This is a genomic window from Microbacterium sp. 22179, from assembly GCF_052045715.1.
Taxonomy (GTDB): Bacteria; Actinomycetota; Actinomycetes; order Actinomycetales; family Microbacteriaceae; genus Microbacterium; species Microbacterium galbinum.
Genome location: NZ_JBQEPJ010000008.1, coordinates 109,906 through 135,183 on the forward strand (window position 1 = coordinate 109,906; position 25,278 = coordinate 135,183).

The window sequence follows — 25,278 nt, forward strand, 5'->3', positions numbered from 1 at the left end:
AGCGAAAGACACACCATGGCCCTGACCCTCCCCCTCCGGCGCGACCCCGCCACCTCGGGTGCCGCGAAGCGCCGCACCCGTGCGGGCATCGCGCTGAGCACCCCCACGGCGGCGCTGTTCGTGCTGCCCGCCGCCGTGCTCTTCGCGGTGCTGATCCTCTACCCGATGCTCGCCGCGCTCAGCTACTCGTTCTTCGACTGGCAGGGCACCAAGCAGGGCGGCTTCGCCGGCGTCGCCAACTACATCACGCTCCTCACGAAGGAGCCGTACGCCTCCGAGCTGTGGAACGCGTTCGGGCACAACCTGCTGCTGTTCGCCGGGGCGCTCGTCTTCCAGAACTCGCTCGGGCTCGGCATCGCGACGCTGCTGCACCGCCGCAAGCGCACCAAGCGCTTCTTCCAGACGATCTTCGCGCTCCCCTACCTCGTGAGCCCGATGGTCATCGGCTACCTGTGGTCGCTCATGCTGTCTCCGCTGTTCGGTCCGGTCAACGCGATCCTGCGCGGCGTGGGCCTCGAGAGCCTCGCCCTGCCGTGGCTCGGCGACCCGCAGCTCGCGATCTGGGTGATCGTGCTCGTGAGCGCCTGGCAGTGGCTCGGTTTCCCGATCCTGCTCTACGGCGCGGCGCTCGGCGGCATCCCCGAGGAGATCGAGGAGGCAGCGTCGCTCGACGGCGCGACCGCCGCCAAGCGCTTCCGCTACATCACCCTGCCGATGCTCACGCCCACGATCGGCATCATCACCGTGCTCACCTTCATCGGCAGCATGGAGGCGATGGCGATCCCGTTCGCCCTCGCCGGATCCAACGGCGCCCCCGCCGGGTCGACCGACGTGATGATGCTGCTCTTCTACCGCACCGCCTTCGAGTCGGGCAACCCGAACTCGATCGGCGTCTCCTCCGCGCTCGCGACGGTCCTCTTCATCTTCATCATGGTGATCTCGGTCGTGATCACCTCGACGATGCGTCGCGCCGAACGAAAGCTGTTCTGATGAGCACCGCCACCGAAACCCGCCCGGAGCCGACCACCGAGGCCATCGTCTCGGGCCGTCGCCCCGCCGCGCCCCGACGCCGGTCGAGCCGCACGAACGACACCCCGTTCATCGGACGCCTGTTCGCGAACGTGTTCCTGTGGGGATACGCGCTCGTCGCGATCGGCCCGCTGCTGCTCATGGTCAACAACTCTTTGCGCACCCAGCAGCAGATCGCGACCGAGCCGCTCGGACTGCCCGTGCCGCCGACGTTCACGAGCTTCCAGAGCGCGTGGATCACGGCATCCTTCGACACCTACTTCGTCAACTCGATCACCGTCACCGTCGGCTCGGTCATCGTCACCACCGTCGTGTCGGTGCTCGCGGCCTACGCGTTCGCCCGGGCGCGGGCGAAGTTCTTCCGGGGCATCGAGGCGGTGTTCCTCTCGGGCCTCATGCTGCCGGTGCACCTCGCGATCCTGCCGCTGTTCTACCTGCTCGACTCGCTCAAGATGACCAGCAACGTGTTCAGCCTGATCCTCGTGTACGGCGCCCTCGGCATCCCGTTCACGACCTTCGTGCTGACGGTCTTCTTCCGCGCCCTGCCGATCGAGCTCGAAGAGGCGGCGCGCATCGACGGCGCGGGTCCGTTCCGCACCTTCGTGCAGATCCTGCTGCCGCTCGTGCGTCCGGCACTCGCGACCGTGATCGTCTTCCGCTTCGTGCCCGTGTGGAACGACTTCTTCTACCCGCTGATCCTGCTGCGCGACCGCGACTCGTACACGCTGCCCGTCGGGCTCACCCGCTTCTTCGGCGAGTACTCCACCGACTGGCCGCAGCTGTTCGCGGGTCTCACGATCGCCACGATCCCGCTGGTCGTGCTGTTCCTGCTGGCAACCAAGCAGATCATCAACGGCCTCACCTCCGGCATGAGCAAGTGAGTCGCGCGTGGTGAACGGCGCTCCGGGCTCGGCGTGGGCATCGCTGCGGTCGATCGACGACGGTGCGGTGGTGCTCGGCTCCGCCGCCGACGACGAGCGGATGCCGTTGACCCCGGCGCACCTGTTCGACCTCGCCTCGCTCACCAAGACGTTCACGACCGTCGCCGTGCTGCGGCTCGTCGACGCCGGGCTGCTGGGGCTGGACGAGCCCGTGCGGTCGTTCGTGCCCGTCGGCTCGGAGGCCGATGGCGTGACGCTGCGGCAACTGCTCACGCATACATCGGGCTTGCCGGCCGAGGGGCGGATGTGGCGGACGGGACTCACCGGGGAAGAGCTGCGCTCGGCGGTGCTCCGGTCGCCGCTCGTCGCGTCGCCGGGCTCGGTGCACCGCTACTCGGACGTCGGATTCATCACGGTCGGCGAGATCGTGGAGCGGGTCTCGGGACGGGCGTTGGACGCGCACGTCGCCGAGATCGCGGGGTTGATCGGCGCATCGTCAGTGACCTGGCAGCCTTCGGCGGACCTCGCGGTGGCGACCGAGGTGCAGCCGCAGCGCGGGCTCGTGCGCGGCGAGGTGCACGACGAGTTGGCTCACGCCCTCGGCCGCCCCGCGGGGCACGCCGGGCTCTTCGGGACGGTCGAAGACGTGGCGGCGCTCGCGCGCATGATCCGCGACGACGGCGTCGGCGCCGGCGGACGCGTGCTGTCGGCCGACGGCATCCGTCTGATGACGACGCCCGCCGCGACCGCCGATTCCGGGTACGGACAGGCGCTCGGCCTGCGCGTGCGCGACGCGGCCTGGATGGGCCGGGCGGATGCCGTCGGCCACACCGGCTTCACGGGCACCGCGTTCGCGGTCTCGAGCGCCTCGGGCGAGTGGGGCGTGCTGCTCACGAACCGCGTGCACCCGACTCGCGAGGGCACCGATCTCAGCGCGGTGCGCCGGGAGTTCTTCTCGTTCCTCGGGTGAGGTGGGTTCCTCCGGCGAGACGCTTCGACAAGCTCAGCGCCCCAGTACTAGCGGGCCCCTGAGCCTGCGTAGCGCCCCGTGTCGGTTCCTGAGCGAGCGCAGCGAGACGAAGGGCTTGCATCTCGACGCTCGGTTCGGTGCCCGTCGATCAGCCCTCGCGCCCCGACTTCAGCCGCGCTTCAGCAGAAAGGCAGCACACTGGAGGCATGCGCATTCTGGTGGTCGACGACGAGGTGCGTCTCGCCGACGCCGTGCGCCGCGGGCTCGAAGCCGAAGGGTTCGCGGTCGACGTCGCCCACAACGGGGTCGACGGGCTCTGGCGCGCCCGCGAGACCCGCTACGACGCGATCGTGCTCGACCTGATGATGCCGGGCATGAGCGGGTGGAAGGTGTGCGAGGCGCTGCGCGCCGAGGAGAACTGGACGCCCATGCTCATGCTCACCGCCAAGGACGGCGAGTGGGACCAGGTCGAGGCCCTCGAGACCGGTGCCGACGACTACGTCACGAAGCCGTTCTCGTTCGCGATCCTCGTCGCCCGGATCCGCGCCCTCGTGCGCCGCGGGGCGGTCGCGCGCCCGGCCGTGCTCGAAGCCGGAGACCTGCGCCTCGACCCCGCCGCCCACGACGTCTGGCGCGGCGCGACGCCGATCACCCTCACCGCCCGCGAGTTCTCGGTGCTCGAGTACCTCATGCGCCACCGCGGGCAGGTGATCTCGAAGCGCACCCTCATCGAGGGAGTGTGGGACGACGACTTCGACGGCGACCCGAACATCGTCGAGGTCTACGTCGGCCACCTGCGGCGCAAGGTCGACAAGCCCTTCGACCGCGAGGCGATCGAGACCATCCGCGGCGCCGGATATCGATTGGCGGCAGACGGTGGCTAGGCGCGGCTGGCGGTCGGTGCGCGGGCGCACCACTCTCGGTGCGACGGTCGTCGTGGCGGTGGCGCTGGCGATCGGCGCAGTGTCGTTCTACGGCATCCTGAGCGGCAGCATCCATTCGGCGACCGAGCGCTCCGCCGAGCAGCGCCTCGACGAGCTCGCCGAGCGGCTCGACCAGCCGGGCGGTCGCGGGCCCGACGGCGCCGACGGTCTCGGCGGGCTCGGCGGGCTCGACGACGAGATCGTGCAGATCATCGCCGACGACGGATCGGTGCGCGCCGCCAGCGAAGAGGCGCGGGATGCCCTCGGCTCGACCGCTCTGCCCGTCACCGACGACGCGATCACGATGACCATCGACGACGAACCGATGCTCGTGCTCTCGGACGACCTCGACGACGACCGGACACTCGTGCTCGCCGTCTCGGTCGAGAACGATGCCGAGACACTGTCGACCGTCGCGGTTCTGCTCACCGTCGCCGTTCCGCTGCTGCTGCTGCTCGTCGCCGTGACGACGTGGCTCGTGACCGGACGCGCGCTGCGGCCGGTCAGTCGCATCCGCGAGGAGGTCGACGGCATCACCGCCGAACGCCTGCACCACCGGGTGGCGGTGCCCGACTCCGCCGACGAGATCGCGGCACTCGCGTCGACCATGAACGGGATGCTCGATCGGCTCGACGCGTCGGCCACGGCTCAGCGCAGATTCGTGTCGGATGCTTCGCACGAACTGCGATCGCCCCTCGCCGTGATCCGCCAGCACGCCGAGCTCGCCCAGGCCCACCCCTCGACCACGAGCATCGGCGAACTGGCCGAGGTCGTGTCGGACGAGGGGCTGCGGCTGCAGGGCATCGTGGAGTCGCTGCTGCTGCTCGCCCGCCTCGACGAGGGTGCCGGCTCGGTGCACGAGCCGGTCGACCTCGACGACATCGCGCTCGGCGAGGTGCGGCGACTGCGCTCCTCGGGGGTGGAGGTCGACGGCTCCGGCATCCGCGCCGCCCGCGTCGAGGGTGACCCGCGCCTGCTCGGGCAGTTGCTGCGCAACCTCGCCGACAACGCAGCCCGGCACGCGCAGGGCCGCGTGGCGATCGCGGTCGCACCCGCCGACGGGTACGTGTTCGTCACCGTCGAGGACGACGGCGCGGGTGTGCCGGTCGACGAGCGGGAGCGGGTGTTCGAACGCTTCGTGCGCCTCGACGAGGCGCGCAGCCGCGACGCCGGCGGCAGCGGACTCGGGCTCGCGATCGTGCGGGGTATCGCCGCGGCCTCGAGTGGAACGGTCGCCGTCGACGACTCCCGCTGGGGCGGCGCTCGGTTCGTCGTGACGCTGCCGCTCGCGCGATAGCGGCACGGAGCCGCTTCTCGTGGCGGGACGCTTCGACAGGCTCAGCGACCCAGCGCGACGGGGTCCCTGAGCCTGTCGAAGGGCCCCACCGCACGGAGCCGCGTTCCTGAAGACCGCTTCAGGACGCTTCAGGGTGGCTTCAGCGGTATCGCGGGAGCATGAAGCCATGAACGACAAGACCCCGAACCCCGACCAGACGCCCGAGTCGACGCCCGACGCTCCGACGGTCCCCGTGACCCCGACGACGGATGCCGCGACGCCCGCGCCGACCGCACCCTCGGCCGAAGCATCCGCCGCCTCTGCCGCTCCCGCCCCGAAGCCGGGACGCAAGCGCGCCCTGCTCATCGGCGGAGGAATCGCCGCGGCCGTGGTGCTCGCCGGCGGCGGCGTCGCCATCGGCGCGGCGATCGGTGACGACTTCGGTGACGACGACGACCGCCCCTCGATGTCGGACGGCCAGCGCCACGACGACGACCGCGGAGGCGGCCGCGGACAGGACGACCGCGGCGACGACCGCTCCGACGACCGCGCACCGCAGCAGGGCGGACCCGTGACCGGCATCGGTTCGAACTCCGCCGACGAGATCGTCGAGATCGCGGATGCCGCCCGCGGCGCCGCCGACGGCGAGGTCACCTCGATCGACGCGAAGCGCGACGGCACGTGGGAGGTCACGCTCGAGACGGCATCCGGTGACGAGTCCGAGGTGCGCGTCACCGCCGACCTCGCGACGAGCATCGTGTCGACGGATGCCGCCGACGGTGACGACACCGGGCCCTCGCTGACCCTCGACGAGGCGACCATCCGCTCGCTCGTCGCCGCGGCGCTCGACGAAGCCGAGGGGCTCATCACCGACCTCGACGTCGACGACGACAGCGTCAGCCCCTACGACGTGTCGGTGCTCACGAGCGACAACCGCTCGATCGACATCGACCTCGACAGCGCCTTCGCCGTCGTCGGCACCGACCTCGACGATTGAGGCCCGGGCCGGGGCGGATACGATGCAGGGATGAGCGCTATCGACGACGTCTCCATCGGCGGTGAGGTGATCCGCCTCGGCCAGTTCCTGAAGTTCGCGGGACTCATCGACTCCGGCGGCGACGCGAAAGAGGCGATCATCGACGGCTTCGTGAAGGTCAACGGCGAGGTCGACCGCCGCCGCGGGCGCCAGCTGCACGACGGCGACCTGGTGTCGTTCGAGGCCCGCACGGTGCGCGTACGCCCTTGATCGCGCTCCGCCGCACCGGATCGCCCTCCGTAGCGGCCTCACGCACCCACAGCTGAACACGGCAGCGTGCTCGGAGGGTCGCGATCAGGAGGTCGCGGCGGTCTCCGCAGAGGAGATCGCCACATGGCGTCCGAGGCGCGCGACGACCCCCTCGAGGTATCGTGTGATCGTCTCCTGCTCCTGAAGGGCATGATCCGCGCCTTGGCGGCGACCGGCGCCGTCATCACGAGCGCCGGCATCCTCCTCGCTGCGGTCTTCGCCGTGCTCGGGGTGCTTCCGCTCATCACCCTGACGCAGATCGGAGTGATCGTGTGCGTTGGCGTGCTCATCGACACGCTGCTGGTGCGAACGGTGATCGTCCCCGCTCTCGCCTTCCTCGCGCGAGATCGATTCTGGTGGCCCCGCACGCCCGCGTTGAGCGACGCGGATGCGGCGGAGCAGGGCGCGAACGCCCTCGCGCTGCAGTCGACGCCCCGCTACGCCGAACGCGTCATCTGATGCACGACGATGTCGGGTTCGTCCCTCGCTACCCATCCGGGCGGGCAGAAGCAACCCCGCGCGAGAATCCGATCGCGACTGCGAGGCTGTCATCATGAAACTCGTCTCGTACGCCGGTCAACAGCTCGTCACCACCGATGATGTCGCGGACGCACTCGTCGTCCTCGCGGCGGAGATCGCGAATGAGGGAGGCTCTCAGGCTCTGCAGATTCCGATCGTCGTCGACGGCGAGAACGACCTGGCCGAACTCGTGGTCGGCCTCGGCAACGACGTCCTCGTGGGTCCCCATTCCTCGGACGGCGCGGACCCGGACTTCTCCGAGCACGCGGAGCGCCTGCGCACCCACCCTTCCTACCCGAGGCGGCTTGCGTCCGAAGGCGAAGGCGACGGCGACGGCGAAGACGACAAGGGCAATGAATGGGTCGTCGACTTCGACCTGGACGCGGGGACGACTCGGCACTGAGTACCCACGGGAAGCTGTCCGGTCCCCCGTCGCCCGAAGACGGAGGACCGGCGAAGTCGACGAGTGGTGCGCACAGCGCTCCGCCCCCATCCGGGTCACCCCTGACCGAGAGAGAACAGGAGCGCGCCGTCCGGTTCGACCGACGCGGAACCGGCAGTGCCGACTCGTTGTGTTCCAAGCCTAGAAGCGCAGGCGGATTCGGCCGCATCGCTCTCCGACCGTTGACGGCGTCCCGCGATCACTGCTAAGAGGCCACCGGGCGCCCGCGCGATAGCGAGTGAGCGGCCGTCGCGCAAGGCTTTTGCCCCATTCGCCCGACGCGCGCACGATGGCGACATGCCCACCCCCATCGGTCGCCCCCTGGAGACCTACGCTCCGATCGGCGACGGTCGCACGGTCGCCTTGATCGGCACGGATGGCTGCATCGACTGGCTCCCGCTGCCCGATCTCACCGACCTTCCGGTGTTCGCGCGCCTCCTCGACGAGGAGACGGGCGGATGCTTCGAGCTGCGACCCGTCGCCGAGTTCCGCACCGAGCGACGCTATGTTCCCGAGACGAACGTGCTCGAGACGACCTTCGTGACGGATGCCGGACGCGTCCGCGTCACGGACGCCCTGGTGTCGGGTGTCGCCGGACGGCTGCCGTGGGCCGAGCTCGCCCGGCGGATCGACGGCATCGAGGGTTCCGTGGAGATGCGCTGGTGCGTGCGCCCCGGCACGTCGCTGCGCACGGCGGCACCCTGGATCGAGAGCACCGACCACGGCCCGGTGGTGCGCAGCGGCGCCACGGCGTTCGCGATCGTGGGTTTCGATCACGGGCCACGGCATCCGGATCCCGACGGAGCCGACGGGCCGCTTCTCGACGGCGCATTCTCGACGACGTCGGGCTCACGCCACCTGATCGCCCTCGCGGCCACGCACGACGAACCCCTCCACATCCCCGATCCGCACAACGTCGACGACGGCATCGATCGCACGATCGAGAACTGGCGGCACTGGTCTCGCGTCTTCTCGAACGAGGGTCCCTGGAGCGAGCAGGTGCAGCGCAGCGCCCTCGCCCTGAAACTGCTCATCTACAGCCCGTCGGGCGCCATCGCCGCTGCCGCCACCACATCGCTGCCCGAGAACCCGGCCGGCGGCAAGAACTGGGACTACCGTCACGCCTGGGTGCGCGACCTCGCCTACACGGCGCACGCGCTGGTGCGCTTCGGCCTGCGGGAGGAGACCCAGGCCGCGCTGTCGTGGATGCTCCGCACGATCCGCGACCACGGCCCCGAGCTCCACGTCATGTACACGCTCGACGGCGGGCTCGTGCCCGAGCCCCTCGAGTACGACGTCGAGGGCTGGCGAGGCATCGGGCCGGTCGTGACGGGAAACCCCGCGGGCGACCAGCTGCAGCTCGGCGTCTACGGCGACCTGCTCGCGATCTGCCGCACCTACGTCGATGCGGGCAACGTGCTCGACATCGGCACGGCGCGGATGCTCGCGGGAATCGCGGACCGTACGTGCGATCTGTGGCGCAACCCGGACTCGGGCATGTGGGAACTCCCTGAGGAGCGGCACTACATCTCGTCGAAGATGGGCTGCTGGAAGGCCCTCGATGACGCCGTCGCGCTGGCCGACGCCGGTGCGATCCCCGGGAGCGCCGATCGCTGGCGGGCCGAGCGCGAGCGCATCCGCGGGTGGATCGACGAGAACGGCTGGTCCGCCGAGCGCTCGGCGTACGTCTTCTACTCCGGCTCGGAGGAGCTCGACGCCTCGGTGCTGCTGCACGCGCCGTCGGGTTTCGACCGCGGCGAGCGCATGTCGTCGACGATCGACGCCCTGGTCGACGAGCTCGGCGCGGGTCCGCTCCTCTACCGCTACAGCGGGGCGGATGCCGAGGAGAAGACGTTCGTGGCGTGCGCGTTCTGGCGCGCCGAGGCGCTCGCCTGCGTCGGCCGGCACGACGAGGCCCTCACCCTCATGGACGAACTCATCGCCCAGGCCAACGACGTGGGCATCTACGCCGAGATGATCGACGCCGACGACGGCTCGGCCTGGGGCAACACCCCGCAGGCACTCAGTCACCTCGCGTTCCTCACCGCCGCCATGACCATCCGCGACGTCGTCCCCGACGAGCTGTTGCGCGACCGCACCTGAAAGACCGACACGAAAACAAGGAAGGGGAACACCATGTCCCGTGACCAGTACACCTTCACCAACCCCGCCGAGCTGTACGCCGACATCGAGCCGCAGAAGCAGCACATGCCCGAGCCGGGCCTCGACGCGGACCTCGCCCCGAAGGCCGACCTCGGCGAGGAGAGCTACCGCGGCTCCGGCCGCCTGACCGGCCGCAAGGCCCTCATCACCGGTGGCGACTCCGGCATCGGCGCCGCCACCGCGATCGCCTTCGCCCGCGAAGGCGCCGACGTCGCGCTCTCCTACCTCCCCGAGGAGCAGGAGGACGCGGACCGGATCGCCGGCATCGTGCGCGAAGCGGGCGTCAAGGTGGCGACCTTCCCCGGAGACCTGCGCGATCCCGAGTACTGCCGCACGCTCGTGGCCGAGACGGTCGGAGCCCTCGGCGGTCTCGACATCCTGGTGAACAACGGTGGCAAGCAGATCTACCAGGAGTCGCTGACCGACATCACCGACGAGCAGTTCGACGACACGTTCAAGACGAACGTGTATGCGATGTTCTGGATCACGAAGGCCGCGCTCCCCCACCTCCCGGCGGGCTCCGCGATCATCAACACCACGTCGATCCAGGCGTACTCGCCGTCCGACATCCTGGTCGACTACGCGTCGACCAAGGCGACGATCAACGCCTTCACGAAGGGCCTCGCCCAGCAGCTCGCGCCGAAGGGCATCCGCGTGAACGCCGTCGCCCCGGGACCGATCTGGACCCCACTGCAGCCGAGCGACGGACAGCCGCAGGAGAAGATCGACCAGTTCGGTGAAGACACCCCGCTGGGCCGCATGGGCCAGCCGGCCGAGCTCGCCCCGGCCTACGTCTTCCTCGCATCGGCCGAATCGAGCTATGTCGCCGGTGAGACGCTCAACGTGAACGGCGGCATGCCCACTCCCTGATCGCCGCGGCCCTTCGTCTCGTCGCTGCGCTCCTCGCTCAGGAACCGCGCTCGAACACCGGTTCCTGAGCGAGCGCAGCGAGACGAAGGGCCGGTACCCCGCACGGCTCGCGCCCGTCAAGCCCGTCGCGCCACGGCATTCGCCCCGGCACGCTGGAAGCACCCAGACCACCGCCCCCAGGAGGACTCCATGAACACCGACTCCAACGACAGCCGTATCGACGAGACCCCCGAGAACGTCCAGCCGCTCCGCGACGACGAGGCGACCTCGTTCGCCGACCCGTCCGACGACCCGGCCCAGGCCGAGTGGGAGCGCACGGATGCTCTCGACGCCGGTGCCGACATCGACGAGGTCGTGGCCACCGGAGCCGACCCCGACGAGCTGCCGTCGGACGACGACGAGATCCCCGCGACGGACCTGCCGTCGAGCGGCCTTCAGCCCGAGACGCAGGAGGGCGACCCGGTGATCGCCGAGATCGGCGAGGACGGCGAGGGCGACCTCTCGCCCAACGACCTCTGACCGCCGGTGGCCACGCGACTGCTGCTGCTCGCCGACACGCACGTGCCCGCGCGGGCGAAGCGCCTGCCCGACGCCGTGTGGCGCGAGGTCGACCGCGCCGAGGTCGTCATCCACGCCGGCGACTGGGTCGACCTCGCGACGTTCGAGACGCTCGACGCCCGCGCCGCCCAGTTGATCGGGGTGTGGGGCAACAACGACGGTGCCGACCTGCGAGAGCGGATGCCGGAGTTCGCCGTCGAGGCGATCGAAGGTCTCACCGTGGGCGTGGTGCACGAAACGGGTGCGGCCACGGGCCGTGAGCGGCGCATGGACCTCGCATACCCGGACGCCGCACTCGACGTTCTGGTGTTCGGGCACAGCCACATTCCGTGGGACTCGCGCACGCCCCGCGGCATCCGCCTGCTCAATCCCGGGTCGCCGACCGACCGTCGGCGCCAGCCCGTCTGCACGCTCATGACCGCGGTCGTCGACGGGGACGAGTTGCGCGACGTCGAGCTGGTGCCGGTCGAGCGGGGTTGACGCCGCTCCTCAGGCGGCGAGCGCCGACTGCTCTCGCCGCGTCTTCGCCTCGCCGCGGAGCACGGCCGCGACACCGAGACCGCAGAGCGCGAAGCCGACGAACGTCACGATCGTGAGGGGTTCGCCGAGCAGGATGCCCCCGGCGATCGCCGTCGCCGGCGCGATGAGGAACAGCAGCGCCTGCAGGGCGGTGATCCCCACTCGTCGCAGCAACCACCAGTAGAGGCCGTAGGCGGCGAGCGTCGGGAACAGGGCGGTGAGCACGACGGCGAGCCAGAACGATGCGGATGCCGGGGGCACGAACGACCCGGTGGCCACCGACACCGCGAGCAGAAGTACGGCGGTCACGGTGACGTGGATGGCGAGCGTCACGAGTACGCCCGTCCGCACCGCGGATCGCCGCTGCAGGAACGTGCCGACGATGAGGCACACCATCGCGGTGGCCGGCAGGAGGTAGGCGATCGGGGGTGCGGCCGACGACCCGAACTGCGAGCGCACGACGAGCAGCACACCGACGGCGCCGAGGGCGAGGCCCGCCCACTGCGATCCCCGCACGCGCAGTCCGAGGATCGGTCCGACGAGCACGGCGACGATGAGGGGCTGCACCGCATCGATGAGCGCGACCGTGCCCGTGGCGATGCCGGTCGCGACGGCCCCGTAGACGGCGGCGCAGTATCCGAACTGCGCGAAGAGCCCGATCAGCGCCTGCGTGCGCACGTCACGTCGGGTGACGCCCTTCGCGTCCCCCGAGACGCGGACGATGAGCAGGAGCACGATCGCCAGGGGCACGAACCGCCAGACGAGCAGTGTGAGCGGTGCGACGTCGACCGTGGCGAAGGCCGGGATGATGAAGCCCGAACTCCACGTGACGATGAAAGCGGCTGCCGCTGCGGCCGTGAGCACCCCGCGAAGTACACCGATCTGTTTACTCATGCGTACGACTATACAGGTTGGTATAGTTTTTGCATGACCTCGTCCGTTCCCGAGCTCGCACCCCTCACCCCCGGAGCACGTCGTGTGCTCGACGCCGCCTCGCAGCTCTTCTACGAGCGCGGCATCCATGCGGTCGGGGTCGACACGATCGCCGAGGTCGCCGGCGTCACCAAGAAGACCCTCTACGACCGGTTCGGCTCGAAGGAGGCGCTCGTCGTCGCCTACCTGCAGCACCGCGACGCGCGCTGGCGCGAGCACGTCGCCGCGCACCTCACCCGGGTTCCCGAGCCGGGCATCGACCGCGTGCTCGCGATCTTCGACGCCGCGATCACCTGGTCCGACGACAACAGCCCCAAGGGCTGCAGCGCCATCAACGCCCGCGCCGAGATCGGCGAGGGCAACGACGACCACCCTGTCTTCCCCGAGGTCTCTCGCCAGAAGGTGTGGCTGTTCGACCTGTTCGACGAACTCTGCGCCGAAGCCGGCATCCGCGATCACCGCGCCGTGGCGCAGGCGATGATGCTCCTCTACGAAGGGGCGATCGTCACGGTCGGCATGGCGACGTTCGCCGACCCCTTCGTCGTCGCGCGCGGGTGGGCGCGCACGCTGCTCACGCGGAGCTGATCGCGTGACGGTGAGAGCTCAGCCCTGGGAGCCCTTGCCCGGCTTACCCGCGTGGTCGGGCTTGTTGCCGTTCTGGTCCGACGGGTTGTCCTTGGCCCCGCTGCCGGGGGTGCCCTTCTCGCTCTGACCGGAGGAACCCTTCTCCCCGTCGTCGACGGTTTCGGCGACGGGCTCTGCCGGTGAGACGGGTTCGCTGACGACCTCGTCGCTCACCGGCGCCTCGGTCGCGACCTCCTCGGGTGCGACCTCGACAGACGCGACCGCACGGGCCACGGCCTCCGAGAGCGCACTTCCCGAGGCGCCCGAGTCCGGGGCGAGGGCCATCGCGCCGGCGACGGAGACTCCGGCGACCACGAGCGCGGCTGCCCCGGCGATGACGCGCGTGCGGGCCCGGCCGACGCGTGCGGGGCGCTCGGCGGGGAGAACGGCCGTGCGCCCCGTCTCGGCATCCGCAGCTCCGCGGTCGTCCTCGACGGTCGCCGCTTCGGCCAGCGCGGGCGGAGCAATCCGGTCTGCGGCGGCACGACTCGCCGCCGGCTCGCCCCCGCTCAGGAGCGCGCCCGCCGCCCTGGCCACCTCCGCGGCGGTCGGTCGCCGATCCGGCTCCATCGCGGTCATCCGCTCCAGCAGATCGCGCCACGCCGGGTCGACATCGCCCGGAACCGGCGGCGATCCGGCCAACCGTGCGATCGCGGCGGCGCGGCCCGAGCCGATCGGCGTGTATCCGGGTTCGCCGGTCAGCGCTTCGAGCACGACGAGGCCCAGCGCGAAGATGTCGGCGGGCGTGCCCGGGTCGTGGTCGCGCAACTGCTCGGGAGCCATGTAGGTGAGGGTGCCGAGCACGATGCCGGGCGTGGTGAGGCGAGATCCGTCGACGAGGCAGGCGATCCCGAAGTCGGCGAGCTTGGCCGTCCATGCTCCCCCGCTGCGCGTCCCACGCCTCTGCAGCAGAACGTTCGACGGCTTGACGTCGCGATGCACGATGCCGGCCGCGTGCGCGGCAGCGAGGCCCTGCGCCAGATCACGGGTGAGCGCGGCGAGTTCGCGCGAGGGGATCGGTCCCTGCGCCATGCGCTGGGCGAGCGTCGGCCCGTCGATGAACTCCATCACCAGGTACTGCGGCCGCCCCGGGTCGAGCTGGGCGTCGAAGAGCGTCACGAGCGACGGGTGGTTGAGCGAGGCGAGCAGGGCCTTCTCGGTGTGCGCGCGTTCGACCGAGACCTTCGCCTCGTCTCCCGGATGGATCATCTTGATCGCGACCGTCCGCCCGAGATGCGTGTCGTCGGCGCGGTAGACCGTCGCCATGCCGCCCTGTCCGACGCGGTCCTTCAGCAGGTACCGGCCGTCGAGCAGAGCCTCCGTCGGCGAGACGACTTCCAGCGTCATCGGGTACTCCTCATCGCGAAACGTCGATCGATCCTCCGACACTACGGCGCTCGATCGGCCGGAGTCAGTGGGCTTGACTCCGGCCGATCGAGTGCTTCGCTGCCTGCGAGGCGTCACGCCGCGAGCGGTACCGCCCCCACCAGCACGCCGACCGCGAGCATCACCAGCGACACCGCGCACGCCCGCCACAGCACCTTCTTGTGGTGGTCGCCGAGGTTGACGCTCGCGAGCGAGACGAGCAGCAGGATCGCTGGCACCAGCGGGCTCTGCAGGTGCACGGGCTGCCCGGTGATCGATGCCCGAGCCATCTCGACGGGTTCGATGCCGAAGTGCTCAGCACTCTGAGCCAGCACCGGCAGGATGCCGTAGTAGAAGGCGTCGTTCGACATGAAGAACGTCAGCGGGATCGACAGGATGCCGGTGATCACCGCGAGGAACGGTCCGAGCGCGGTGGGGATGGCGGTCGTGATCCAGCCGGCCATCGCGTCGACCATGCCCGTGCCGTTCAGCACGCCGACGAGCACGCCGGCGGCCAGAACCATCGAGACGACGCCCACGATGCTCGGGGCATGGGCGACGATCTCGTCGGCCTGGCTCTTGAGCTTCGGGAAGTTGATCACCAGCGCGACCGCCGCCCCGACCATGAAGACGTAGGCGAGCGGGAAGATGTCGGCGACGAGCAGCACCATGACGGCCGCGGTGAGGGCGAGGTTGACCCAGATGAGCTTCGGGCGCAGCGTGGCGCGGTTCGGGTCGAGCATCGTGTCGGCCATCGCCGTGTCCTCGCGGTCGAGCAGCGCGGTCGCCGCGGGCAGGCCTCCGCGGCCGCCGGCGAGGGTGACGATGTTGCCGGTGCGCAGTGTGGCTCGGGCACCGGGTGTGGCGTTGCCGCCGCGGAACACCTTCGAGCCGGTGCCCGCCGAGCCGCCGATGCGATCGGGGTCGATGCTGCCGAGGCGCTTGCGCTCTCCCAGCCCGAGGAACCAGGCGAAGAGCAGGGCGACGATGAGACCGGCCCCCAGCGAGGGAAGCATGGGCACGAAGACGTCGGTGGGCTGCAGGCCGAGTGCGGTCGCGGCGCGCACGGTCGGGCCACCCCAGGGGACGATGTTCATGGTGCCGTTCATGAGACCGGCGACACAGGTGAGCACGACCGGGTTCATGCCCAGCTTCAGGTAGATGGGCAGCATCGCCGAGGTGGTGATGATGAAGGTCGTCGAGCCGTCGCCGTCGAGCGAGACCGCGCCGGCCAGGATCGCCGTGCCGAGCACGATCTTGGCCGGGTCGTCGCCGAGCAACCGGGTGATGAAGCGGATGAGCGGGTCGAAGAGTCCGACGTCGATCATGATGCCGAAGTACATGATGGCGAACATCAGCAGCGCGGCGGTCGGGGCCATGTCGGAGATCGCGTCGATGATCATCTCGCCGAGGCCGAGACCGGCGCCGGCGAAGAGCCCGAACACCGTCGGCACCAGGATGAGGGCGACCATCGGGGTCAGACGGCGGGTCATGATGAGCGCCATGAAGACGAGCACCATCGTGAACCCGAGGGCCACGAGCACGCCCTCGGGCGGCAGGAACGCCGTCGCGTAGCCCTCCTCGGCGGAGAGCAGGATCCCAGGTTCCACGTTCACATCGACTCCTTCGTCGTGTCGTGCATCAGAGCGGAGCACCGCGTGCGGCGCATCCCGAGAGACTAGGTCGATCGCAGACGCCGCGCGCGCTATGTCGCATTGCTGCACGTTGTGCGCGTAGCGTGTGTTCTGCGCATTGTGCTCACGACGCGACGAGGAGGTTGCCCCGGTGCGTTTCGCCACCCGACTGCTGCTCGTGCAGCTCGCGACCGTCGCCGCGGTCGTCACCGTCTGCACCCTCGTCTTCGGATGGCTCGGCGTGCAGCAGCTGCGCGCCGAGTCCGAGGCGACGGCGCTCAACATCGCCCGCACCCTCGCCGAGGACCCCGATGTCCGTCAACTCGTCGCCGAGTTCTCGACCGATCCGGGCACGCCCGCGGCCGCGGCGCTGCGCGACGGACCCCTGCAGGAGATCTCGGTCGACGTCGCCGATCGCACCGCTGCCCTGTTCGTCGTGATCACCGACGATCACGGCATCCGCCTCGCCCACCCCAACCAGGATCTGCTCGGCCAGGTCGTCTCGACCCCGTTCGAAGAAGTGCTGCGCGGAACCGAGGTCGTCGACTGGGAGGTCGGCACGCTCGGCGAATCGGCGCGCGCGAAGGTGCCGATCTACGCGACGGCGGGAGAGCCGCCGGTCGGCGAGGTGAGCGTCGGATTCGAGCGCGCGAGCGTCTTCGACGAACTGCCCGCCCTGATCGCGACGATCGCGGTCGCCGGGGTCGCGGCCCTGGGCCTGGCCGCCCTGGCCACGCTTCTGCTGCGGCGCCGCTTCGAGCGGCTGACGCTGGGCCTGCAGCCCGAAGACCTCGTCGCGCTCGTGCAGAATCAGGCCGCCGTGCTCGAGGGGGTCGGCGACGGCGTCTTCGCGGTCGACCCGGAGGGCGTCGTGCGCGTCTGCAACAGCGCGGCGGAACGGATGCTGCAGCTCGACTCTCCCGTCGGTCGCCGCGTCTCGTCGCTCGGCCTCGACGACACCGTGCGTCGTCTGCTCGACGGTCGCGGGGCGAGCGCCGAGACGGTGGTCGGCGATCGGGTGCTGTATCTCGATGCCCGCCCGGTCGTGCGCGCGGACCGGCCGCTCGGGGTGGTCGTGGTCGTGCGGGATCGCACCGACATCGAGGCCCTCGCCGGTCGCCTCGAGACCGTGCGCGCGACGACCGAGGCACTGCGGGTGCAGCGTCACGAGTTCGCCAATCGTCTGCACGTGGTCTCCGGCCTGCTCGACGCCGACCGCGGGCGCGAGGCACGCGCCTTCCTCGACGAGCTCACGCACCGCGGTTCGGTGGGCGGCGATGTCGAGGGGATCGAGCGGGTGCCCGATCCGTTCCTGCAGTCGTTCCTCGGAGCGACCGCGGTCACGGCCCGCGAGCGCGGTGTCGCGCTGGTCATCACCGACGACACGCTCCTGCTCGGAGAGGTGACCGCCGCCGAAGACGTCGCGGCCGTGCTGGGCAACCTGGTCGACAACGCGATCCGTGCCGCCGTCGCCGGCGTCGAGCCGCGACGGGTCGAGGTCACCCTCCTCACCGACGGCAGCGAGTTGGTGCTGACGGTCGCCGACTCCGGCGCGGGCATCACCCCGCCCGGCCGCGACCCCTTCGCCCCGACCACCGAGACGATCGCCGTGCGCTCCGGTTCCGACGCATCGGATGCCGGACCCGTGCACGGCCACGGCTACGGGCTGCCACTCTCCCGCGACCTCGCCCGGCGGCGCGGTGGGGACGTGTGGCTGATCTCGCCGGGTGGTGGTGGCGGCTCCGGCGACGGCGGTCATGGCGCCGTGTTCGGCGCCCGCATCCCTTCGGCGGTGCGACCGCCCGACGACGACCGGCAGCTGGAGGAACAGTGACCGACGACATCCGCGTGCTCGTGATCGACGACGACTTCCGCGTGGCGGGCTTGCACCGCGACGCGGTGGCGAGCGTGCCCGGCTTCACCCCGCTCGAGGCGGTGCACACGCTCGACGCCGCGCGCCAGGCGCTGCGCGCGCATCAGCCCGACCTGCTGCTGGTCGATGCGTATCTGCCGGATGGCGACGGCATCCGCTTCGTCGCCGACACCGAGCGCGACGCGTTCGTGCTGTCGGCGGCGACGGATGCCGTGACCGTGCGGCGCGCGATCAACGCCGGCGCCCTCGCCTACCTCGCCAAGCCCTTCGACGCCACGGCGCTCGTCGACCGGTTGCGCCGCTACGCCCGCATGCGCAATCTGCTGGGCGGCGACGCGGCGCTCACCCAGGAGCGCATCGACCGTGCGATGTCGATCATGGCCGGCGGTGCCGAGCCCGCGACCGTCTCGCGCTCGGCCACCGAGCAGCTCATCCTCGACGGACTCGGCGACGACGACGAGGCATCCGCCGCCGAGGTCGCCGAGCGCGTGGGAATCTCGCGCGCGACGGCGCAGCGCCATCTCGCGGCCCTCGCCACTCGCGGCCAGGTCGAGGTGCGACTGCGCTACGGCACCACCGGTCGGCCCGAGCATCGGTACGCGCGGGTGGGGAAGCGGTAGTTCGGAGGCGGATGCTGGCGCCGGCGATGCCGCCGATGGGATGCTGAGCACGATGAAGCGTTCGACGAAGATCACGATGGTCGTGTCTGCAGCCGTCGTTACGGGGCTGCTCGTTCTCGCGCTGCCGGCGATGCTCGGAGCCACGACGTGGGTCACCGGAGTGTTCGGTGCGGGGTCCGGCTCTCCCGCCGCGACCGAGTCTCCGAATCCGACCGCTGACCCGGCATCCCACGACGGTCTGGTCGACCTCGGCGACGGCATCTCGGTGCCCGCCGGCGGGCCGGGCAAGTGCACGAGCACCGCCCACATCAGCACGATGTCGACGCGAACCGACGACTCCGGCCCGTACTACTCGAAGCTCATCGGTGACCTTGTCGACAGGGGTCCGTCGGAGCTGGCCAGTGGCCAGGCGCTCACTGACGAGGCTGGCGACGTCTACGCATACGAGGTCGCTGCGGGAGACAGCGCGATCGCGATCGGCGAGCGATTCTGCATCGACTACATCACGGTCCAGTCGCACAACCATGTGCGCGCCGGCATGATCCACGCAGGCAACATCCTCTACCTGCGCCCCGACCCGACACTTCCATGGGTCGATCCGTACAGCCCGTTCGACTCTCAGCCCGGCGAGCAGACCGGCCCGTACTACGACGCGATCGACTTCATGCGCAATGCGGTCGTCGCGAAAGACCTCGCGGAGGCTCAGCGGGTGTGGGCGGGGCTCAGCCCGCGCGTCCATCCGGAGGCCCGGGCGGTCGCCACTCGGGCCCTTGAGGCGGGCGACTGGGAGCTGCTACGACAGATGTTCCCGTGAGTGCGTGAGAGGGGCGTTGATAAATTCATCGACACCCCTCTCACGCCCGGCTGTAGGTTCCAACCTCTGCGCCGGTCAGGGCTGCGTGACGACGACCTTGCCGTTGCCGCTTTCGGCCAGGGTGTGCGCCTTGACGATGTCGGTCACGGAGAACTCGTGGTCGACGCGGGGCGTGTAGAGCCCGTCCCGTCCGAGCGCGGCTGCGTACCGTAAGAGGGTCGAGTCGTTGCGGGCGCTCACACTCTTGACACCGAGTCGTGCAGCTCCATCGTGGTCGATGACGGTGACGACCCGGGAGGTGTTCCCCACGATGCTCAACAGCTCTGGCAACGAGTCAGACGGGGCCGAGTGCAGGGCTGCATCTACGCCGCCGGGAGCGAGGATGGCCACACGCTGGGCAAGCCCGGGGCCATAGGTCGTCGGGAGAACACCGAGAGACTCCAGGTACGGATGGTTGCTCTCCCGCCCCGTGCCGATGACGGTGGCACCGGCGGCGCGGGCAAACGCTGCGGCAGCGCTGCCCACGGCACCTGACGCGCCCTCGACGAGGAACGTCTTGCCGTTCAGATCGCCCAGAGCGTCGATGACTCCCGCTGCGGTGGCGGACGCGAGCCCTGCGGCAGCGGCCTGCGCCGTCGTCCACCCCTCAGGCGTAGCACTCCATGCGGTCAGGATCGCGAACTCGGCCGTGGTGTCGCTCACCCCTCCCAGGCCGAACACCCGATCGCCTACCTGCGTGTCCGTCACACCCGGGCCGACTTCGTCGACGACGCCGACGGCGTCTCGGCCCGGGATGGCGGGCAAGGTCAGGGGCAGGAACTGTGCGAGGTGACCGGCGCGCACGAGAACGTCGATCGGATTCACGCTCGTGGCGTGCACCTTGATACGAACCGACCCCTCACCGGCATGCGGTTCCGGCGCGTCCTCGACGACGAGAACCCCGGGGGATCCGTAGGAGTGGAAACGGGCAGCGCGCATAGGAGAACAACCTTCTGGTGAGCATGACGCGACGAATGCTTGTCGCAGAAAGTAACGCTATCTCGGATTCCTTTCCGCAGCAAGCAATGGTACGATGTGACCATGTCTGAAGCCGATCGCCTCTCGCCGCAGCAGGACCGAACCTGGTCGTTGCTGGTGGGAGTCATGATGTGGCTGCCCGCAGAGCTGGATACCTACCTGGAGCGGTCAGCGGATCTCAGCCACGCCGAGTACGGGGTTCTGCGCTGCCTGTCGCTCAGCGAGGACCGCGAAATCCACATGAGCCGCTTGGCTGCCACTGCCAGCGTCACACCATCGCACCTGTCGCGGATCGTCGGCCGACTGGAGAAACGAAGCTTCCTGACCCGCAGCACCGAACCCACAGACGCACGCAAGACCCTCGCGAGACTGACACCGACAGGGGCACAGCTTGTGGAAGAAGTGGAGCCCGGCTACGTCGCGGAAGTCCGCACCCGGGTGTTCGAGCTTCTCGAGAACCAGCAGGTAGACCAACTGGAAGACCTCGCCGAAGCGATCCTCACCCCGCTCCGAAGCGACTGCATAGACCTCTTACCGCCTCGATCAGCTCGTTGATCCCTCTCACGCATCGGTACGTGCAGATCGTGTCCTGAGGCGCCGTCGCAGAGCCGGTGAGCGTCACGACGCATTCAGGGTCGGGCTACGGGCCCGGTTCCTGATGGTGGGTCGTCAGAACTGTCGTGCAGCGACGTCCAGGACTCGGTGAGAGCGCCAGCGTCAACCGTGTCGAACCCGAGATCGTTCACGATGGCGACCCGCGCTTTCGCCTCACCGTCATCACCGGCGATGGCAAGGGCGGTGCGCGTCGAGGAGTTGGCCAGGTTCGGGATGTGATGGGAGTACTTGTCGGCGAAGCGCTCGCTGTCGTTCGCCGTCATCCTGCTCGAGAAACCGCCATCTCTCCCTGGACCCTGCAATCAGTTGAAGTCGCCACCCGGGGCCATATCCATGAAGCGCGAGTAGTGGCCCTGGAACGCCACCGTGATCGTGGCGGTCGGACCGTTACGGTGCTTGGCGACGATGAGGTCGGCCTCGCCCGGACGCACGTCCTTGTCGTAGACGGAGTCGCGGTGCAGCAGGATCACCATGTCGGCATCCTGCTCGATCGAGCCGGACTCTCGCAGGTCGCTGATCGCGGGCTTCTTGTCTTGACGCTGCTCCGGACCACGGTTCAGTTGCGACAGGGCGATGACGGGAACCTGCAGCTCCTTGGCGATGAGCTTGAGGCTTCGCGAGAACTCCGAGACCTCCTGCTGACGCGACTCGACGCGCTTGCCCGAGGTCATGAGCTGCAGGTAGTCGATGATGACCATGCGCAGTCCGGCGCGCTGCTTGAGGCGGCGGCACTTGGCGCGGATCTCGACGAGCGTCATGTTGGGGCTGTCGTCGATGTAGAGCGGGGCGTCGTTGATGCGCCCGCGGGTCGCCGCGACGGTGGTCCAGTCGCGGGGGTCGAGGGTTCCCTTGCGCATGTTCTGCAGCGGGATCGCGCCCTCGGCGCTGAGCAGACGCATCGCGATCTCGCTCTTACCCATCTCGAGCGAGAAGAAGATCGACGGGAAGTCGTGACCGATCGATGCCGCGCGCGCGAAGTCGAGCGCGAGCGTCGACTTGCCCATGGCGGGTCGGGCGGCGACGACGATCATCTGCCCACCGTGCAGGCCGTTGGTGAGTTCATCGAGCTCACGGAATCCGGTCGGGATGCCGGTCATCGAACCGTCGCGGCCGTTCGCGGCCTCGATCTCCTCGATCGCGGCGTCGACGGCGTTCGTGAGGGGAACGTAGTCCTCGGCGGTCTCGGTTCCGGTGACGGAGTAGATCTCGGCCTGCGCGTTGTTGACGATGTCGGTCGCATCGCCCTCACCCGCGTAGCCGAGCTGCACGATGCGGGTTCCGGCGTCGACGAGACGGCGCAGGATCGCGCGCTCCGAGACGATGCCGGCGTAGTAGCCGGCGTTGGCCGCGGTCGGGACGATCGAGGTGAGGGAGTGGAGGTAGTCGGCACCGCCGGCCCGGCCCAGCTCGCCCGTCTTGATGAGCTCATCGGTGACGGCGACGACGTCGGTCGGCTCGCCGTGCGAGTAGAGCGAGAGGATCGCCTCGAAGATGAGCTCGTGCTTCGGCACGTAGAAGTCGGCGCCCTTGAGCGTCTCGATCACATCGGCGACGGCATCCTTCGACAGGAGCATGCCGCCCAGTGCACTCTGCTCGGCGAGCAGGTCGTGGGGCGGGGTGCGCTCCGGTCCGCGCGGGCTTCCGCCCATGCGCTCTTCTGAGATGTCGGCGATCGACACACTGCTCCCTTCGCTGCGACGTTCTGCGGTGCCGCGACGCCCGGGACCTGGGGCGTCGTGCTGTCGTCCGGGCCGAGAACGGCCATCTGCGCAGCACATCACGGACTTCCGACATTGGGTCGCTCGCCCACGCTACGAGCGGCGTTATCCACACGCAACACGGCCTGTGGATAACTCTGTGGAGAGCGTGCGAACAAGTCCGGAGAGTCTGTGCACAACGCATGTGGATAACCCGGTGGAGTACCCCGAGTTCAAACTTTCTTTTTCGCCTGGACCGGGGGTTTCCTGTTTCCCCACCCTGTGGATGAGAACGGGCTTCAACTGCACATTTAAGGTTTGTTCATCTCGAAGACACATGTGAAGAACTTGGGGAAAGTCAAGCCGGAATTTCGCCGGGCGCGTCACACGGCGACACGCGCGGAATCCTGCGGAAGGTGTCATCGGATCGGCGCGAGATGGTATGGACATCGCGATATACCGGGAGTATCGTCACCCGGTATCGACGCAGAGCGCGTCGGAACGATCGTCTTTCGGAGGGGGAAGTCGACGTGAACGCTCGAGCAACCCGTCGCGGCGTACCCGCGATCGCCCTGTGGGGCGGTCTGGGAGCGCTCGCGTGGGCGACGATCACCGTCCTCACCGGCGGCGGATCCGCTCAGGCCGACGAGCAGAAAGACCCCTCCCTTCTCGGAGAAGTGTCGTCCCTCGTCACCGGAACCGTCTCCACGGTCGGCGACACCGTCACCGCCGTGACCGAGCCGATCGTCGCCCAGGTCGTCGCGCCCGTCGTGAACCAGGTCGTCGCCCCCGTCGTGCACGAGGTGGTCGCTCCGGTTCCCGAGACCGTCCCCGCCGTCGTCGAAGACGTCACCGACGCGGTCGCCGAGGTGCCCGTCGTGGGAGATGTCGCGAACCCCGTGGTCGAGACCGTCACCGACACCGCACAGGCCGTCGTCCCCCCGGTGGCCGACCTGCTGCAGGATGCTCCGGTGTCTCAGATCGTCGATCCCGTGCAAGATGCCGTCGCCGCACTGCCGGTGGTCGGCGGACTGCTCCGCGACCTCGGCGTCACGAAGCTCCTCGACGATGTGACCGGTGTCGTGGACGACACCACGGGCATCGTCGGCGAAGTCGTCGAGAACACGGTGCCCCCGGTGCTGGTCGGGCTCGACCCGACCGAGTCGCTCCCGCCCGTCGTGCTTCCGCCGGTGGTGGTCCCGGATCCCGGGTTCGCATCCCTTCCGACCGTGGTGCCGGCGGCTGCTGCGGGCGCCACCGCCGTGTCGACGTTCGCACCCGCGCCCCGGCATCCGCTCGACGAGTCTGGGTTCTCCGCGCCCGTCGAGGCCCCTGCTCCGGCGACGACTGCGTCCGCGTCCGGTCATGCCTCCGGCCCCGCCACGGGCCCCGTCGGCGGGCCGCTCGCACCGTCTTCCTCCGCCACTTCCGGCGGAGCATCCGCTGTCTCTCCCGCCGGTCTGACCGACGCGGGAGTTCCTGCGCTCCGTGCCGAGGAGCGCACCTCCGGCGCAGCCGACGACGTCCTGCCGACGTCGCTGGTCGCCGACACCGACGTCTCCCCCGACTGACGGGTCGTCACGTCGTCCCCTCGAGGACGACAGATGCCGTGCTGCGCGCGCACATCTTCGCGCGCACCCACATCAGACACCCCAGTCCAGTCAAGGAGAAAGTCATCATGCGTACTTACCTCAAGCGGGCCCTGTGGGGAACGCTTCTCGCCGGCGGGATCACCCTGCTCGGCGCAACGGCCGCGAACGCGGCAGACACCTCGGGAGACGACAGCGTCCTCTCGGGCACCCAGGTCGAGGCTCCGGTCTCGGTCCCGGTCACGATCGTCGACAACGCGATCTCCCTGCTCGGAGACTCCTCCGCGCAGCAGGCTCCGGCCCCGGCACCCGCACCTGCGCCTGCCCCGGCACCAGCCCCCGCCCCGGCACCGGCGCCGGCGGCCACGACGAACGGCGACTCCGGCACGGCATCCGGAACGCAGGCCGTCGTGGACGTCACCGTTCCGGTGACCGTCACCGACAACTCCGTCAGCCTGCTCGGCGACTCGTCGAGCGAACAGGCGGCGGCGCCCGCCGAGGCTCCGGCCCCGGCACCCGCCGCACCGGCCCCGTCGGTCACCACGACCGGCGTCGACGGTCTGCTCTCGGGCACCCAGGCGCTCGTGCACGTCGACGTGCCGGTCACCGTCTCGGGCAACGCGATCTCCCTTCTCGGAGACAGCGAAACCGCAGGTCAGGATGCCGCGGCACCGGCACCCGCGACCGCACCGACGGATGCCGTGGCGCCGAGCACGTCAGGTGACGACGCTATCGCCGGCGGCACCCAGGTGATCGCGCCGATCTCGGTTCCGGTCGACGTCTCGGGCAACGCGATCTCCCTTCTCGGAGACAGCGAGGTCGCGGGTGGCGATTCGGCACCGGCAGCACCGGCAGCACCGGGTGAGTTCACGGCGCTTCCGGCACCGTGGACGAGCACGTCCGGCGATGACGGAGTTCTGAGCGGTAGCCAGGTCACCGCCCCCGTCACCGCACCCATCGACGTCACCGGCAACGCCATCTCCCTCACCGGAGACAGCGACGTCAGTGGCACGACCGGCACCGGCACCACCCCGGGCGCCCCCACCACCGGCAGCACCACCA

Annotated in this window: 25 protein-coding genes and 1 pseudogene; 20 read left to right on the forward strand and 6 right to left on the reverse strand. The window is 69.7% G+C overall.

The window, feature by feature from the left end:
- The first annotated feature begins 15 nt into the window (after window positions 1-15).
- The 13 genes and pseudogenes from ACTJKK_RS15665 to ACTJKK_RS15725 all read left to right on the forward strand — a co-directional run bounded on the left by ACTJKK_RS15665 (window position 16) and on the right by ACTJKK_RS15725 (window position 11,396).
- Window positions 16-990 carry a carbohydrate ABC transporter permease gene (locus ACTJKK_RS15665; RefSeq protein ID WP_440748654.1) on the forward strand — a complete coding sequence of 325 codons (975 nt, stop codon included), beginning with the start codon at window positions 16-18 and terminating at the stop codon, window positions 988-990.
- Complete coding sequence (locus ACTJKK_RS15670; protein ID WP_440748655.1) at window positions 990-1,910, forward strand: carbohydrate ABC transporter permease; 921 nt, start codon at window positions 990-992, stop codon at window positions 1,908-1,910. Before ACTJKK_RS15665 ends, ACTJKK_RS15670 begins: the two co-directional genes overlap by 1 nt.
- A gap of 10 nt (window positions 1,911-1,920) precedes the next feature.
- Window positions 1,921-2,880 carry a serine hydrolase domain-containing protein gene (locus ACTJKK_RS15675; protein ID WP_440748656.1) on the forward strand — a complete coding sequence of 320 codons (960 nt, stop codon included), beginning with the start codon at window positions 1,921-1,923 and terminating at the stop codon, window positions 2,878-2,880.
- A gap of 206 nt (window positions 2,881-3,086) precedes the next feature.
- On the forward strand, window positions 3,087-3,764 hold the full coding sequence (locus ACTJKK_RS15680) for a response regulator transcription factor (protein ID WP_440748657.1): 678 nt from the start codon (window positions 3,087-3,089) through the stop codon (window positions 3,762-3,764).
- Window positions 3,757-5,100, forward strand: coding sequence for a HAMP domain-containing sensor histidine kinase (locus ACTJKK_RS15685; protein ID WP_440748658.1), 1,344 nt, complete (start codon window positions 3,757-3,759; stop codon window positions 5,098-5,100). The genes ACTJKK_RS15680 and ACTJKK_RS15685 overlap by 8 nt, the downstream gene beginning before the upstream one ends.
- A gap of 166 nt (window positions 5,101-5,266) precedes the next feature.
- A complete protein-coding gene (locus tag ACTJKK_RS15690; RefSeq protein WP_440748659.1) occupies window positions 5,267-6,076 on the forward strand; it encodes a hypothetical protein in 810 nt (269 codons plus the stop codon).
- Between the two features lie 30 nt (window positions 6,077-6,106).
- Window positions 6,107-6,325, forward strand: a complete 219-nt coding sequence (locus ACTJKK_RS15695; protein ID WP_247624123.1) for an RNA-binding S4 domain-containing protein — start codon at window positions 6,107-6,109, stop codon at window positions 6,323-6,325.
- 183 nt (window positions 6,326-6,508) lie between these two features.
- Window positions 6,509-6,823 (forward strand): annotated as a pseudogene (locus ACTJKK_RS15700) (MMPL family transporter); the annotation flags it as partial.
- Between the two features lie 94 nt (window positions 6,824-6,917).
- Window positions 6,918-7,286: a hypothetical protein gene (locus ACTJKK_RS15705; protein ID WP_440748660.1), complete on the forward strand. Its 369-nt coding sequence runs from the start codon at window positions 6,918-6,920 to the stop codon at window positions 7,284-7,286.
- A gap of 336 nt (window positions 7,287-7,622) precedes the next feature.
- Window positions 7,623-9,428, forward strand: coding sequence for a glycoside hydrolase family 15 protein (locus tag ACTJKK_RS15710; RefSeq protein ID WP_440748661.1), 1,806 nt, complete (start codon window positions 7,623-7,625; stop codon window positions 9,426-9,428).
- A 33-nt stretch (window positions 9,429-9,461) separates the two neighbouring features.
- Window positions 9,462-10,358 carry an SDR family oxidoreductase gene (locus ACTJKK_RS15715; RefSeq protein WP_247624102.1) on the forward strand — a complete coding sequence of 299 codons (897 nt, stop codon included), beginning with the start codon at window positions 9,462-9,464 and terminating at the stop codon, window positions 10,356-10,358.
- 189 nt (window positions 10,359-10,547) lie between these two features.
- Window positions 10,548-10,877 carry a sugar ABC transporter ATPase gene (locus tag ACTJKK_RS15720; protein WP_247633459.1) on the forward strand — a complete coding sequence of 110 codons (330 nt, stop codon included), beginning with the start codon at window positions 10,548-10,550 and terminating at the stop codon, window positions 10,875-10,877.
- A 6-nt stretch (window positions 10,878-10,883) separates the two neighbouring features.
- Complete coding sequence (locus ACTJKK_RS15725) at window positions 10,884-11,396, forward strand: metallophosphoesterase family protein (protein ID WP_440748662.1); 513 nt, start codon at window positions 10,884-10,886, stop codon at window positions 11,394-11,396.
- A 9-nt stretch (window positions 11,397-11,405) separates the two neighbouring features.
- Here the strand turns inward: ACTJKK_RS15725 and ACTJKK_RS15730 are convergent, their stop codons facing one another.
- Window positions 11,406-12,329 (reverse strand): DMT family transporter, encoded by a 924-nt coding sequence (locus tag ACTJKK_RS15730; protein WP_440748663.1) that lies wholly within the window; start codon window positions 12,327-12,329, stop codon window positions 11,406-11,408.
- Window positions 12,330-12,362: 33 nt separating this feature from the next.
- Between ACTJKK_RS15730 and ACTJKK_RS15735 the strand changes: the two genes are divergently transcribed.
- The gene (locus ACTJKK_RS15735; protein WP_440748664.1) at window positions 12,363-12,953 is read left to right on the forward strand and encodes a TetR/AcrR family transcriptional regulator; all 591 of its coding nucleotides are present in this window, start codon (window positions 12,363-12,365) and stop codon (window positions 12,951-12,953) included.
- Window positions 12,954-12,971: 18 nt separating this feature from the next.
- On the opposite strand, the gene ACTJKK_RS15740 is transcribed toward ACTJKK_RS15735, so the two are convergent.
- Together ACTJKK_RS15740 and ACTJKK_RS15745 are read right to left on the reverse strand one after the other, a co-directional pair.
- Complete coding sequence (locus ACTJKK_RS15740) at window positions 12,972-14,339, reverse strand: protein kinase domain-containing protein (RefSeq protein WP_440748665.1); 1,368 nt, start codon at window positions 14,337-14,339, stop codon at window positions 12,972-12,974.
- A 113-nt stretch (window positions 14,340-14,452) separates the two neighbouring features.
- The gene (locus ACTJKK_RS15745; protein WP_404597431.1) at window positions 14,453-15,877 is read right to left on the reverse strand and encodes a CitMHS family transporter; all 1,425 of its coding nucleotides are present in this window, start codon (window positions 15,875-15,877) and stop codon (window positions 14,453-14,455) included.
- A gap of 265 nt (window positions 15,878-16,142) precedes the next feature.
- Here ACTJKK_RS15745 and ACTJKK_RS15750 point away from each other — a divergent pair, with 265 nt between their 5' ends.
- From ACTJKK_RS15750 to ACTJKK_RS15760, 3 genes are read left to right on the forward strand one after another with little or no spacing between them, the layout of a single operon-like run.
- On the forward strand, window positions 16,143-17,825 hold the full coding sequence (locus ACTJKK_RS15750; protein ID WP_440748666.1) for an ATP-binding protein: 1,683 nt from the start codon (window positions 16,143-16,145) through the stop codon (window positions 17,823-17,825).
- On the forward strand, window positions 17,822-18,484 hold the full coding sequence (locus tag ACTJKK_RS15755; RefSeq protein WP_440748667.1) for a response regulator: 663 nt from the start codon (window positions 17,822-17,824) through the stop codon (window positions 18,482-18,484). The genes ACTJKK_RS15750 and ACTJKK_RS15755 overlap by 4 nt, the downstream gene beginning before the upstream one ends.
- Before the next feature lie 52 nt (window positions 18,485-18,536).
- Window positions 18,537-19,298: a hypothetical protein gene (locus ACTJKK_RS15760; protein WP_440748668.1), complete on the forward strand. Its 762-nt coding sequence runs from the start codon at window positions 18,537-18,539 to the stop codon at window positions 19,296-19,298.
- Between the two features lie 75 nt (window positions 19,299-19,373).
- Here the strand turns inward: ACTJKK_RS15760 and ACTJKK_RS15765 are convergent, their stop codons facing one another.
- Window positions 19,374-20,276 carry an alcohol dehydrogenase catalytic domain-containing protein gene (locus tag ACTJKK_RS15765; protein WP_440748669.1) on the reverse strand — a complete coding sequence of 301 codons (903 nt, stop codon included), beginning with the start codon at window positions 20,274-20,276 and terminating at the stop codon, window positions 19,374-19,376.
- Between the two features lie 102 nt (window positions 20,277-20,378).
- Here ACTJKK_RS15765 and ACTJKK_RS15770 point away from each other — a divergent pair, with 102 nt between their 5' ends.
- The gene (locus ACTJKK_RS15770) at window positions 20,379-20,870 is read left to right on the forward strand and encodes a MarR family winged helix-turn-helix transcriptional regulator (RefSeq protein WP_440748670.1); all 492 of its coding nucleotides are present in this window, start codon (window positions 20,379-20,381) and stop codon (window positions 20,868-20,870) included.
- Between the two features lie 74 nt (window positions 20,871-20,944).
- On the opposite strand, the gene ACTJKK_RS15775 is transcribed toward ACTJKK_RS15770, so the two are convergent.
- Together ACTJKK_RS15775 and dnaB are read right to left on the reverse strand one after the other, a co-directional pair.
- Window positions 20,945-21,193 carry a hypothetical protein gene (locus ACTJKK_RS15775; protein WP_440748671.1) on the reverse strand — a complete coding sequence of 83 codons (249 nt, stop codon included), beginning with the start codon at window positions 21,191-21,193 and terminating at the stop codon, window positions 20,945-20,947.
- Window positions 21,194-21,232: 39 nt separating this feature from the next.
- Window positions 21,233-22,579: a replicative DNA helicase gene (dnaB, locus tag ACTJKK_RS15780; RefSeq protein WP_247624751.1), complete on the reverse strand. Its 1,347-nt coding sequence runs from the start codon at window positions 22,577-22,579 to the stop codon at window positions 21,233-21,235.
- 578 nt (window positions 22,580-23,157) lie between these two features.
- Here dnaB and ACTJKK_RS15785 point away from each other — a divergent pair.
- Window positions 23,158-24,198 carry a hypothetical protein gene (locus ACTJKK_RS15785; protein ID WP_440748672.1) on the forward strand — a complete coding sequence of 347 codons (1,041 nt, stop codon included), beginning with the start codon at window positions 23,158-23,160 and terminating at the stop codon, window positions 24,196-24,198.
- Window positions 24,199-24,305: 107 nt separating this feature from the next.
- On the forward strand, window positions 24,306-25,278 hold a 973-nt coding region (locus ACTJKK_RS15790; RefSeq protein ID WP_440748673.1), incomplete at its 3' end, for a chaplin family protein.